Source organism: Marinobacter sp. F3R11, assembly GCF_003318275.1.
Taxonomy (GTDB): domain Bacteria; phylum Pseudomonadota; class Gammaproteobacteria; order Pseudomonadales; family Oleiphilaceae; genus Marinobacter.
In genome coordinates this window covers 432,629-445,653 of the sequence record NZ_QOCH01000015.1, presented here as the reverse complement: position 1 = coordinate 445,653, position 13,025 = coordinate 432,629, and the positions used below count along the sequence as shown (strand labels likewise).

At 56.9% G+C, this 13,025-nt stretch carries 10 protein-coding genes; 5 read left to right on the top strand and 5 right to left on the bottom strand.

The window, feature by feature from the left end; translation table 11 throughout:
- The first annotated feature begins 23 nt into the window (after positions 1–23).
- From DS878_RS10435 to DS878_RS10425, 3 genes are read left to right on the top strand one after another with little or no spacing between them, the layout of a single operon-like run.
- Positions 24–521 carry a PaaI family thioesterase gene (locus DS878_RS10435; RefSeq protein ID WP_113815900.1) on the top strand — a complete coding sequence of 166 codons (498 nt, stop codon included), beginning with the start codon at positions 24–26 and terminating at the stop codon, positions 519–521.
- 19 nt (positions 522–540) lie between these two features.
- Entirely contained in the window at positions 541–2,322 is a 1,782-nt protein-coding gene (locus tag DS878_RS10430; RefSeq protein WP_113815899.1) for a DEAD/DEAH box helicase, read from the top strand.
- Positions 2,323–2,378: 56 nt separating this feature from the next.
- Positions 2,379–3,329, top strand: coding sequence for an adenosine deaminase (locus DS878_RS10425; RefSeq protein ID WP_113815898.1), 951 nt, complete (start codon positions 2,379–2,381; stop codon positions 3,327–3,329).
- Between the two features lie 45 nt (positions 3,330–3,374).
- On the opposite strand, the gene DS878_RS10420 is transcribed toward DS878_RS10425, so the two are convergent.
- The gene (locus DS878_RS10420) at positions 3,375–4,883 is read right to left on the bottom strand and encodes an acetyl-CoA hydrolase/transferase family protein (RefSeq protein WP_261977878.1); all 1,509 of its coding nucleotides are present in this window, start codon (positions 4,881–4,883) and stop codon (positions 3,375–3,377) included.
- Between the two features lie 317 nt (positions 4,884–5,200).
- Here DS878_RS10420 and DS878_RS10415 point away from each other — a divergent pair, with 317 nt between their 5' ends.
- The gene (locus DS878_RS10415) at positions 5,201–7,201 is read left to right on the top strand and encodes a methyl-accepting chemotaxis protein (protein ID WP_113815897.1); all 2,001 of its coding nucleotides are present in this window, start codon (positions 5,201–5,203) and stop codon (positions 7,199–7,201) included.
- A 34-nt stretch (positions 7,202–7,235) separates the two neighbouring features.
- On the opposite strand, the gene DS878_RS10410 is transcribed toward DS878_RS10415, so the two are convergent.
- The 4 genes from DS878_RS10410 to DS878_RS10395 all read right to left on the bottom strand — a co-directional run bounded on the left by DS878_RS10410 (position 7,236) and on the right by DS878_RS10395 (position 11,768).
- Positions 7,236–8,609, bottom strand: coding sequence for an aspartate aminotransferase family protein (locus DS878_RS10410; protein ID WP_113815896.1), 1,374 nt, complete (start codon positions 8,607–8,609; stop codon positions 7,236–7,238).
- A 22-nt stretch (positions 8,610–8,631) separates the two neighbouring features.
- Positions 8,632–9,393: an SDR family NAD(P)-dependent oxidoreductase gene (locus tag DS878_RS10405; RefSeq protein WP_113815895.1), complete on the bottom strand. Its 762-nt coding sequence runs from the start codon at positions 9,391–9,393 to the stop codon at positions 8,632–8,634.
- A 3-nt stretch (positions 9,394–9,396) separates the two neighbouring features.
- Complete coding sequence (locus DS878_RS10400) at positions 9,397–10,176, bottom strand: sulfite exporter TauE/SafE family protein (RefSeq protein ID WP_222837456.1); 780 nt, start codon at positions 10,174–10,176, stop codon at positions 9,397–9,399.
- Positions 10,177–10,292: 116 nt separating this feature from the next.
- Positions 10,293–11,768, bottom strand: coding sequence for a PLP-dependent aminotransferase family protein (locus tag DS878_RS10395; protein WP_113815893.1), 1,476 nt, complete (start codon positions 11,766–11,768; stop codon positions 10,293–10,295).
- A gap of 180 nt (positions 11,769–11,948) precedes the next feature.
- Between DS878_RS10395 and tauA the strand changes: the two genes are divergently transcribed.
- Complete coding sequence (gene tauA / locus DS878_RS10390) at positions 11,949–12,971, top strand: taurine ABC transporter substrate-binding protein (protein WP_113815892.1); 1,023 nt, start codon at positions 11,949–11,951, stop codon at positions 12,969–12,971.
- The last annotated feature ends 54 nt before the right edge of the window (positions 12,972–13,025 follow it).

Below are 13,025 nucleotides of genomic sequence, written 5' to 3'. Positions count from 1 at the left end.
GATTTTCGAAGGATCCTTTGATTATGACCAGTGTTCCCATCGCCTTGCAGGATATGGCCGCCCCGGACGGGGTTTGCTACGGCTGCGGAAGTGCCCACCCTGAAGGCCTGCAATTGAAGAGTTATTGGCATGAGGACGGTGTTCACGTGGTGTGTTCCCACACTCCGGATCCGAAATTCCACGGTTGGCCGGAACTCGTTTACGGTGGTTTGCTGGCCATGCTTGTGGACTGCCATTCCAACTGGGCCGCTATGGCCTATCATTATCGCGCAGAGGGCCGTGAGCCCGGTAGTATGCCGCGCATTGAGTGCGTCACAGGCAAGCTTAATCTCACCTTCATCAAGCCGACTCCAATGGGTGTGGAGCTAACGCTCAAGGCCTGGGTAGAAGGCGAAGTCGGCCGCAAGAGCCGGGTGATCTGCGAAGTCTGGGCTGGCGATGTTCTTACAGTGACCGCTGATTCAATCTTTGTCCGGGTAGATACTGGACAGCTGCAATCGCAGGCCCACGGTCGCGCATAGAGAATTGGGAGCAGTTCAAATGAATGCTCCTTTCGAACTCCGGCCCTACCAGCAGGAAGCCGTTGATGCCACTCTGCATCATTTCCGCAAATCCGACGATTCTGCGGTTATTGTGCTGCCCACCGGTGCCGGAAAAAGCCTGGTCATTGCCGAACTGGCCCGGCTTGCCCGGCGCAGGATTCTGGTGCTCACACACGTCAAGGAGCTGGTTGAGCAGAATTATGCAAAATATCAGAGCTATGGGCTGACCGCTGGTATCTTCTCCGCCGGGTTGAAGCGCAAGGAAAACCAGCATCAGGTTACCTTCGCCAGTGTGCAGTCCGTATCCGCCAATCTGGAGCAGTTCAGCAATGAATACTCGCTGCTGATCATCGATGAGTGTCACCGGGTCAGCGGTGAGGAAACCAGTCAGTACCAGAAGATCATTGAGCAGCTGCGGCAACAGAACGACTCCCTTAAAGTACTTGGGCTGACCGCCACCCCCTATCGCCTGGGCATGGGATGGATCTATCGCTATCACTACCGGGGCTTTGTCCGCAGTGAACAGGACAGGCCTTTTGTGCACTGCATTTATGAGCTGCCGCTGAGCTATATGATCAACCGGGGCTACCTGACCCGCCCCGAACTGGTGGATGCGGCTGTGGCCCAATACGACTTCTCCGCACTGCCCCGGAACAGCTTTGGTGAATATGCGGAAAAGGACGTGAACCAGCTGCTGGGCAAACATCCGCGGGTGACCCGGGCCATTATCGAACAGGTGATGGAGCTGGCCGCCAAGCGCCAGGCGGTGATGATTTTTGCGGCCACGGTGGATCATGCCCGGGAGATCACCGGCTATCTGCCGGAGCAGCAAACGGCTCTGATTACCGGCGCCACCGACCAGAATGAACGGGATTCGCTGATCCGGCGTTTCAAGCAGCACCAGCTCAAGTATCTGGTGAATGTTTCCGTACTCACTACCGGCTTTGATGCGCCCCATGTGGACTTTATTGCCATTCTTCGTCCCACCCAGTCCGTGAGCCTGTATCAGCAGATCGTGGGCCGGGGCCTGCGCCTGGACGAAGGCAAGAAGGACTGCCTGGTGATTGATTACGCCGGCAACCGGGTCAACCTGTACCACCCGGAAGTGGGGGAGAAAAAGCCCAATCCCGATAGTGAGCCTGTGCAGGTGTTCTGTCCGGCCTGTGGCTTTGCCAATATTTTCTGGGGCAAAACTGACGGTGACGGCCATGTGATTGAACACTACGGGCGCCGTTGCCAGGGGCTGCTGGATCCTGAGGAAGAGGATGGGCTGGCAGCGCAGAGCGAACGCCCTGAACAATGCGACTATCGCTTCCGTTTCAAGGAATGTCCCCACTGCGGCGGCGAAAATGACATAGCCGCCCGCAACTGCCATCAGTGCGGGAGAGCCATTATCGACCCGGATGACCAGCTGAAGGATGCCCTGAAACTCAAGGATGCCATGGTGATCCGTTGTGCCGGAATCACCCTGGCCCCCCACAAAGACAAACCCGACAGCAGGCTGAAGATCACCTACCACGGGGAGGACGGGGAGGAGCTCAATGAGTCCTTTGATTTCAGCCGCCCGGCCCAGCGCAGCGTTTTCAACCGGCTGTTTGGCAGGCGATTCGCCAACGGCCAGGAGCCGAAAGAGTTCAGCGGGATACAAGAGGTACTGGAAGTACAGAGCCTGTTGCCGGCACCTGACTTTGTCATTGCCCGTAAACAGAAGCATTATTGGCAGGTGCAGGAAAGGATTTTTGATTATCAGGGTGCCTATCGTAAGGCGAATGAAGCCTGAAGCCTTCTTCCTGTGCTGATTTGTTGATTGACTATAAAACTTTCCCGGAGACTGCGATGAACGAAGCCTGGCTGAAAGCCCTGCCCAAAGCGGAGCTGCACCTTCATCTGGAAGGTGCTCTCGAGCCTGAACTGATGTTTGCGCTGGCCCGGCGTAATGGTATTGAATTGCCGTGGAAGGATGTGGAGGCGCTGCGACAGGCCTATGCCTTCAATAATCTGCAGGAATTTCTGGATCTGTATTACAAGGGCGCCAACGTGCTGCGCACCGAGCAGGATTTTTATGATCTCACCTGGGCTTACCTGCAGAAGTGCCAGGCCCAGGGTGTGGTGCACGTTGAACCCTTCTACGACCCCCAGACCCATACCGGGCGTGGAATTCCCTTTGAAGTGGCTATCAATGGCATTCGTGGGGCCATGCGCGATGGCCGCGAACAGCTGGGAATTTCCGGTGGGCTGATTCTCAGCTTCCTGAGGCACCTGTCTGAAGACGATGCTTTCCGGACTCTTGAGCAGGCGATGCCGTTCCGTGACCAGTTTTTTGCGGTAGGTCTGGACAGCTCCGAACAAGGCAACCCTCCGGGCAAGTTTGAGCGGGTATTTGCCAAGGCACGGGCCGAGGGCTTTCTGGCGGTTGCCCATGCCGGTGAGGAAGGCCCGCCTGAGTATATCTGGCAGGCACTGGACCTGCTCAAGGTGAGCCGGATTGATCACGGGGTTCGTGCTGCAGAAGACCCGAGGCTGCTCGACAGGCTGGCGGAACAGCAGATTCCCCTAACGGTTTGTCCGCTGTCTAATATCAAGCTGTGCGTGTTCCCTGACATGGCTCATCACAACATTCTGGAGCTGCTGGAGCGCGGCCTGAAGGTCACCGTGAACTCCGATGACCCGTCCTATTTCGGCGGTTATGCACTGGAGAACTTCGTGGCGCTGCGTGATGGTCTGGGGATGACCGAAGATCAGGCCCGTCGGCTGGCCCAGAACAGCATGGATGCCCGGTTGGCGTGACAGCCAATGGAGAATCCGAGCTGTTCTGACAGCCGGTCAAAGTACTCACATCTGACCTGTTTCCTCAAACCGCTCGTGCCAGCTCAGTGCTTCACCCAGCAGGTGTGGTGTATGCATCCCCCGGCCACTGGCGCAGGCTCGCTCGAAATAGCTGAGCAGTTGTGGCCTGAAGTCCGGGTGGGCGCAGTTCTCAATGATTTTGAGGGCACGCTGGCGTGGCGCCAGGCCGCGCAGGTCGGCCAGCCCCTGTTCGGTTACCACGATTTGCACATCGTGCTCGGTGTGGTCTACGTGGGAAACCATGGGAACGATGCTGGAGATAGCGCCGTCTTTGGCGGTAGACGGAGTCATGAACACGGAAAGGTAGCCGTTGCGGGCAAAGTCGCCGGAGCCACCGATGCCGTTCATGATCCTGCTACCCATGACGTGGGTGGAGTTCACGTTGCCGTAGATGTCCGCTTCGATCATACCGTTCATGGCGATGACGCCTAACCGCCGAATGATTTCAGGGTGGTTACTGATTTCCTGAGTGCGCAGGATGATGCGGTCCCGGTAGAAATCGATGTTTTGTGCAAATTCCTCGACAGCTTCCGGGCTCAGGGAAAAGGCGGTGGCGGAAGCCATTTTCAGCTTTCCTGATTTAAGCATGGTGAGCATGCCATCCTGCAGTACCTCGGTGTAGGCTGTCAGGTTTTCGAACGGCCCCTCGTTCAGGCCCGCGAGTACCGCATTGGCGATGTTACCGACACCGGACTGCAGCGGCAGCAGGTCCTTTGGCAGCCGGTTATTTGCCACTTCCATCTCGAAAAATCTGAGCAGGTGTTGGGCGATGCGTTGGGAGTTTTCGTCCGGGGCGCTGAAACGGGAGTTGCGGTCGGGGGCGTTGGTTTCCACCACGGCGATGACTTTTTCCAGCGGGCACAGCAGGTATTTCTCTCCAATCCGGTCTTCTGGTGTTGTCATCTGGATCGGCTTGCGTCGTGGCGGCAGGGCGGTGCTGTAGTAAATGTCGTGCATGCCTTCCAGGCCTGAAGTCTGGCCATAGTTCACTTCCAGGATGACTTTGTCTGCCTGATCGATCCAGGTTTTATTGTTGCCGACGGATGATGAGGGAATCAGTCTGCCATCCTCGGCTATGCCAGCCACTTCAATCACTGCCACATCCAGTTTACCGAAGAAGCCGGACCAGGCGTGCTGGGCAACATGAGAGAGGTGAATGTCGATATATTCCATTCGTCCCTCGTTGATCTTCTGCCTGCACACCGGATCGCTCTGGTAGGGAAGGCGCATTTCAATGCCATCCACTTCGGCCAGGGCTCCGTCCAGCTCTGGTGCGGTGGAGGCGCCAGTCCAGACACTGATCCGGTAGTTATCACCCCGGGCGCGATGTTCCCGAATATGCCCGGCCAGAGCTTGCGGAACGGCCTTCGGGTAGCCGGCGCCGGTGAACCCGCTCATTCCGACATTAACGCCGGACGGGATAAGGGCGGCAGCCTCCTTGGCGCTCATGATACGTTCACGCAGTTCGGGACAGAGAATTCGGGGGGCTGTAATCACGGGGTCTCCGGTTTTCTTTATGCGGGTAGTGGTTTTAAAAAAGCTGGTAATAATACCATGATAAATAGGTGTCTATACCTAAAACCTATGGCTAATAGCCTCGACACTTACTCTCACGAACGGAATAAATGCCTCAGGCTACAATACGCCAGGGTGTGAAGAGGTTGGTCTTCTTTTAGGGCGCTCTGTCTCTCCAGGCACTGATCTGGTGCGGCTGGTGCGGCAAAAGCCTTTGGTTGCTTCGGTTGCTGATGGCACCCTTCTTGCGTTGAGTCCTGTCCAACGAGTCAGATTTTATTCAGGGCTGGAGAATTATGCTGTTCTTGCTTCGAAACCTTTCAATGCGCGGCAAACTGTTGCTGCTTATTCTGCCCGCGTTATTGGGCATCCTCTATTTTTCCGTCTCGACGGTCAGTGAGCGTTACGCCAACCTGCAGAATACCCGGTCGCTGCAGACTCTGTTTAATCTGGTGCTGGTGGCTGATCCGCTGGTGACAGATCTTCAAAGGGAGCGCGGGCTCTCTGAACTTTATTTGTCGAGCGGTGGCAGTGACAGCCGGGTTGTGGAGCGTCTGGAACTGCAGCAAGAGGCGACTGCTGTCCGCCTTGCGGAAGTCCAGTCGTTTATCGACACCATGCCAGCAGAGGATCGGCAGATCGTCGCTGTTCAGCTGAACAGGGTGGATGATTTGCTGACCACGCTTGCGGGCCTTCGGAGAAACTTCATGGACGACAGTGACCTGCTCATTGAAACCGTGCGGGCCAGCTACACCGATAGCATCAGAGGCCTGATGGACTTGCTTCCGCCGATTCTTCAGCGTGCCGATGAGCCGCATTTGACTCGCCAGTTGAGTGCTTTCCTGGCAATGACGGAAGCAACAGAATGGGGCGGGCAGGAAATGGAAGCCGGGGCCCAGGTGCTCAAAGAAGGGGACACAACTCTGGCTCTGGCCTCCCGGGTCAGTCGTGCGGCGGGCCGCCAGGATGCGCTCCTTACTCAAGCTGGTGAAACCTTGGGTAATGGCTTCTATGATGCGCTTCAAACCATGCGGGAATCGGAACCGGTAGTTGAATTCAATGCGCTGCGGGACAGATTGATCGGGAGTAAATACGGTTTTCTGGGCATGGCCAATATCGAATGGTTTGATCGCGCCAGCCAGTCAATTGAAGCGATTAGTCAGCTCAAGAGTATGGTTAGCCAGGATATGGCTGCAGGAACACAGGCAGTGCTTGATGAGGCTGCAATTGAGTTGTGGGAGGCAGCCATTGTCGGAGTGGTGGTCATACTGGCGGTGACTCTGCTGGCAGTGATGATTATTCGTGGAGTGAGTGGGCAGGTTAATCGGTTGCTGGGAGATTTCCGCCAGATCATGGATGAGAAGAATCTGGGGGTTCGTACCCGTGTCAGTTCGAAAGATGAGATGGGGTTGATTGGCACTGCCCTGAACAGTCTGATGGAAAGCTTTGCCGGTGCATTGGCCCAGATTGACCAGACCAGTGTTGAACTGGCCTCTGCCACGGAACAGACACGGGCAACCGCTGGGAAAAATGCTGACCAGGTGAGTCAGCAGCAGCAACTGGTGGAGCAGGTAGCCACCGCTGCGGAAGAAATGACCAGTACCTCCGAGGATATTTCCCGCAACACTCAGAATGTGGCAGAAGCTGCTGCCAGCGCCTCCGGCAAGAGCGAAACCGGGCGTCAGGTGGTGCAGACCAGTGTGAGCCACATTCGCAGCCTGGCAAGCTCGATTGAACAGGTCAGTGACCAGATGGCACGCCTGCAGGAAAGCAGTGCGTCTATTACCCGGGTAACGGATGTGATTCGCAGTGTTGCGGATCAGACCAATCTGCTGGCTCTGAATGCCGCCATTGAAGCCGCCCGCGCCGGAGAATATGGCCGGGGTTTTGCGGTGGTAGCAGAGGAAGTGCGTACGCTGGCACAACAAACGCACCAGTCTACGGTTGAAATCGAATCCATTATTGCCGGCCTGCAGACGATCACTGCCGATGTCCACGGGGCGGTAACCGAAAGCCATGAACTGGCTAACCGCAGTGCCGATGAGGCCGGGGCTCTGGAGGGAACTCTCGCCGATGTTCTCCGGGATGTGGACCGTATCTCCGGCATGGCTATCCAGATTGCATCAGCGGCAGAGGAGCAGGTGTCAGTCACCCGGGATATCTCCCGCAACATGGCGACTGTGCGTGACACTTCGCTTCAGACGCTCTCTGGCTCCCAGGAAATTTCTCAGGTTACCGTGAGCCAGGCACAACTGGCTCACGAGCTCCAGGCTCTGGCTCAAGGTTTCCGGGTGTAGCAGCGGGTGGTGTTATACCACCCGCTTTCTTGTGTTATTCAAGCCCCGTCAGTGCCTGATCGAGCACGCTGACAATCCGGTCGATCTGCCCGGCAGTGGCGATCAGCGCCGGGCTGAAGTTGAGAATGTTGTTGAAGCGCTCGAAGCTGCGGTTGGTGCGGCCGATCAGCACGCCCAGCTCCTTGCACTTGCCGGCGATGGCGATGGCCACGGATTCGTCAACCGGTTCCTTGGTATCGCGATCCACAACCAGCTCCAGCCCGGCGAACAGACCCTTGCCGCGGACATCACCGATGACGGGGTGTTTCTCCTGTAATTTGCGCAGGCCTTCCAGAAAGTATTCGCCCAGCACGGCGCTGTTCTCCACCAGTCCTTCCCGCTCCAGAATTTCCATATTGGCCAGGGCCGCGGCGGGGCCTGCCAGGTTGCCGGCAAAGGTGGAGATATCCCGGAAGAAGCCCAGCTTGTCGTTCGCGTCTTCTTCCTGCAGCAGGTCGTATACCCGTTCAGTGGTCACGGTGCAGGAGATGGCGGCGTAGCCGGAGGCCACCCCCTTGGCCATGGTGACAATATCCGGCTGGATGTTGAAATGCTGGTAGCCGAACCATTTGCCGGTGCGTCCCAGGCCGCAGACCACCTCGTCGATGATCATCAGGATGTCGTAGCGGTCGCAGATTTCGCGGACTTTTTCCAGATAGCCTTCCGGCGGCAGGATCACGCCACCACCGGCGGTGATGGGCTCCAGAATGATACCGCCCACGGTATCGGCACCTTCCCGCAGGATCACTTCCTCAATAGCCGCAGCGGCGGCTTCGCTATAGTTGTCCACGCTGCCAAACTGGTTGCGGTATTCGCAGCAGTGGGGTACTTCCACAAAGCCCGGGGTGAAGGGGCCGAACTGGGCGCGGCGTTCTGCCTGGCCGGAAGAACTCAGGGCGGAGATGGTGGTGCCGTGGTAGTCCCGTTCCCGGTACAGAATCTTGTGTTTTTTGCCGCCGAAGTGCTTGTGGGCAATCTGGCGCACCATTTTGTAGGCTTTTTCGTTGGCTTCAGAGCCTGAGCTGGAATAGAACACCCGGCTCATGCCCGGCATTTTTTCCAGCAGTTTGCCGGCAAACAGGGCGGCCGGTTCACTGCCCATGGAGCTGGCGAAGAAGTTGAGCCTGGTCAGCTGGTCACGGACCGCATCGGCAATTTCGGTGCGTCCGTAGCCGGCGTTCACCACCCAGACACCACCGGCAGAGGCATCCAGATACTCCTTGCCGTTTGAGTCCCACACAGAGAGACCTTCTCCGCGGACGAACATGGGAACCCCTTTGGCGGCGGCAGCACCCGGAGTCAGGTGATGCCATACATGCTCCCGGTCCAGGGCTGCGACGGTTGCTTCAGGTTTTACTTGGCTGTTCATGATGTTTGTTTCCTTGTCTTGATCAGGATTTGCGATGAATGGAAAACGGGGACCAGGCCTGGGAAACCGGCATGATTTCCAGCTGGTTGACGTTCAGATGGGCCGGCAGGCTGGCCAGCCAGTAGACGGTCTCGGCGATGTCTTCCGGCTGAATCGGATCGGCGCCCTTGTACAGCTGGTCATAGGCGTCCTGGTTACCGCCGGTGCGCACCAGGGTGAATTCGCTTTCCGACAGCCCCGGCGCCAGGTTGGAGACGCGCACGCCGGTGCCGGACAGGTCACAGCGCAGGGCATAGGAGAACTGTTCCACAAAGGCCTTGGTGCCGCAGTAGACGTTACCGCCCGGGTAAGGCCAGTGGCCGGCAATGGAGCCCAGGTTGATGATGCTGGCTCCGGCACCCTTGCTGATCAGTTTCGGCAGCAGGGCGTGGGTCACGGTGGTCAGCCCCAGAATGTTGGTATCGATCATCTGTTTCCATTCGTCCGGGTCACAGTTCTGGGCCGGTTCCGTACCCAGGGCCAGACCGGCGTTGTTGAGCAGCAGATCCACTTCGTCGAAGGGGGCCGGCAGACTGTCTACACACTCCTGCACGGCGCTGGCGTCACGCACATCCAGGGTCCGGGTCAGCACCTGGCACTGGCTGCCCAGTTCATCCTGCAGGGCATCGAGACGCTCCTGACGGCGACCGGTCAGAATCAGGTTCCAGCCGGCCTGGCCCAGGCGCAGGGCACAGGCACGGCCAAAGCCGGAAGTGGCACCGGTGATAAAAGCAGTTTTTGACATGGTTCAGACTCCTGTAACCGTTGTGGAAAGAAGTGACCGGAGGCTTAACCAGAGTCCGCTTATGGACAGCATGGCCAGAATCGGCAGGGCCACCGGATGGAATGATTTGGGTCGGAAATGGTGAAAGGCGATTTTGCCCAGATGCACGCCCAGCAGTGTGGGAACTAACAGAAGCAGTATGGGTAGCACCAGGTGCAGGCCCAGCAATCCGCTGCCGGCCATGAGAATCAGGGCCACCAGATCTGTTGCCGCGAGAAAAACCACCATGGAGGCCCGTTGGCTTCTGGCGTCCAGCGGTGTGCTCATCAGGTAGCAGACAATAGGTAGCCCACCGATGGATGCGGCGGAGGTAAAGGCACCGGAAATACCACCCGCGATCCGGGTCAGCCAGGGGTATTCCCGACGCGCCGGGCTCGGGCGTAAAAACAGGAAAAGGGTCATAACCAGAACGCCGGTATTGATGGACAGCTTGAGCAGGGTTTCTGGTAGCTGGATCAACAGAGTCAGTCCCAGGGGAATGCCCAGCAGGGCCCCGGAGGACAGGCGGCCGATCAGGGCCCGGTCAGACTCAGGCCAGGCGGAACGGAGCAGGCCAGCGGACCCGATCAGGTCCAGCAGCAGAATTACAGGTACGCTGATCTGTGGCGGCCACACCAGGTTGAGTCCGGTGATAGCAACCGCAGCAAAACCGAAACCGGTATAGCCGCGGACCAGTGCAGCGCCAAGAATCAGCAGCATGGCCCAGCCAAGTTCCGGGTTGAGGTATTCCGTAAGGTTGTCCACCTGGCTCCTGTCCTCGTCCGCTGGTGTCCGAATAGACACCATGAGATGACACGTTAGGAGGCGGGACCTGAATCCTTATAGATCCAGTTACGGGAGATTATGGAGCCAGAGTGCTGCTAAAGGTCAGTGAACCGGTCAAGGATGGTTTTTAGTTTTGCGATTCCGGGTTCAATCTTGTGGGTTGGTATGGTGGAAAATCCCAGGCGCAGGTAATTGCGGGGTGGTGATGTGTTGAGGAAATGTACGGCCCCCGGCTCAATAAGCACACCCTCGCGAGCGGTAGCCCAGCTCAGTTGTTCGGTATCAATCCCCTCCGCCACCCTGAGCCAGAAAGAAGATGCACCGCTTCTGACATCGCGGGTCATCAGGTCTGGCAGGTGCTCTTTCAGTGCAGCTTCCATACGTACCAGTTTATTGAAATACAGGGTTCGTAACTTTCGCAGGTAAGAGTCGTAATACCCCAGCGACAGAAAGTAAGCGGTCTGTCGCTGGTTATTGCTGGCGGGATGACGGTACATCAGACGCCTCAGTGCCCGGGCTTCAGCGATGAGTTGTTCGTCAGCCACCATAAATCCAATGCGAAGGCCGGGGGACATGGATTTGGACAAGCTGCCCAGATAGATAATGCGATTGTCCGGGTCGTTGGATTTCATCGCCGGAATCGGGTTGTCCTGCATATTGATTTCCGCATCGTAGTCATCCTCGATCAGAACGGCATTGCTGCGGCGGGCCAGGTCCATCAGTTCTATACGCCGGCTCCGGCTCATTTCCACTCCGGTAGGTACCTGATGGCTTGGCGTAACGTAAATGTAGTTGCAACTTGCGAGCTGGTCATCAACCACGATGCCTTCCTGGTCCAGTGATTGCAGCACAAGGTCTGCATTGAAACTCTGAAAGATACTGTGGGCATCCCGAAATCCCGGGTTTTCAAGTGCCACGCGGGTATTGCCATCGAACAGCAGGTTAGCCAGCAGGTACAGGGAATTCTGGGTTCCTATGGTAACCAGGATTTCTTCCGGCTCGGCGTAGATTCCCCGCTTGGGCAGTAGTCGGGTGCGCAGTTGCTCCACCAGCATCGGATCGTCGATATCAATGCGATCATGCAGCCAGTCCGTGAGCCCCGTAGTACTCAGCGTACGGCGGGCACAGTCACGCCAGTGTTCTATCGGGAAATACTCTTGCTGGATCTGGCCATAGTTAAAGGGATACTCATACTGCTGCCACTGATTTGGTTTGACGATTGTCTGGTACTGGCTTGGTTGGAGCCTGAAGCGTTCCGGCCATTCCGGCGAATCATCACCATTCGACGGTTTGTCCCGAATATCGATCATGTCCGGGTTGTGGAACGCTGGCGCAATGAAATACCCACGCCGTTTGCTGGGCAGAAGATAGCCGGCGTCAACCATGCGTTCGTACACCAGAACAATCGTATTGCGTGAAACCTTCATTTGCGCTGCCAGCTTACGCGACGAGGGCAGAGGGGTGTCGACCGGAAGATGGCCTCCCAGAATTGCATCTACCAGCCGTTCCTGAATTTGCTGTTGCAGAGGGCGATCATCCGCGAAAGGGGTGTTCAGGTAGTGATCGTTCATGGGGCGTTTGCACCTGAAAAAGACATCGATGCTTCACAATGAAGCAATTGATATGCCATGCCAGGGACTGGCCCCATATTCCCGCGAAACTGGATCTACTTACCCGGCTAACGCCAAGTCTAGTGTGAATACACGACAGGCACACCCAAGCACCTTAAATGACCCCATCGGGAGAAACCTATGCACAACGTGACAATTACCAAAGGTCTGAAATATCTGCTGGCAGGCCTCGGAACAAGTCTTATCCTCAGCACAGCTGCAGCGGCAGACACTCTGACCATCGGATATCAGGGCATGATGAATCCCTGGAAAACGGTTATCGATAGTGATGCCCTGGAGCAGGCTACTGGCCTCGACATTGAGTGGCGTCGTTTCGATTCTGGCGCCAAAGTGATCACTGCCATGGCTTCCGGCGATATCGATATTGCATCGGCCGGCTCCAGCCCGATAGCGGCGGCTATCAGCCGTGGTGTGGATGTCGAGCTGGTGTGGATTCTGGAGAATATAAATGAAGCCGAGGCTCTGGTTGTGCGAAATGGCTCCGGTATTCTGGCGCCACAGGACCTGAAGGGAAAAACTCTCGGAGTACCTTTTGTTTCCACAACCCACTTCCATGCTCTGTTTGCTCTGGAGCAGTTTGGCCTGGACGAGGGGGATCTGAAAATCTTGAACATGCAACCCAATGCGATATCAGCCGCCTGGACTCGGGGCGATATTGATGCTGCTTTCATCTGGGATCCTGTTCTCGGCAGGCTCAAGCAGGACGGACAGGTGCTGATCAGTTCCGGTGAACTCAGTCGCTGGGGCAAAGCCACATTTGACGGGATTGTCGCCAGCCGGGAGTACGCCGAACAGAATCCTGAAGTCGTGGCCCGCGTTATCAAGCTGATGAGCGATGCTGATGAAGACTATCGCACCAGCAAAGGCAGCCTGACATCTGAGTCACCTATGGTTATGAGTATCGCCAAGATGACCGGAGGCAAGGCTGAAGGTGTTCTGGACGTGCTGGCGCTGTATGAATTTGTACCTCTGGAAGAACAGTTGACCTGCGCATGGCTGGAGTGTGGGAAAGAGGGTGGTGCAGCCCGTGCATTGCTCTTTACGTCCGAGTTCCTTGAGGCGCAGGGCAAGATTCCTGCTCTGAAGGATGACTACAGTGTTTTTGTAAATCCCTCCTATGCCCGAAAGGCGCAGGAACTCTGAAGATATTTTTCAGGTGCCCCCTCGGGGGCACCTTCCGGATACAGGAGCTATCTC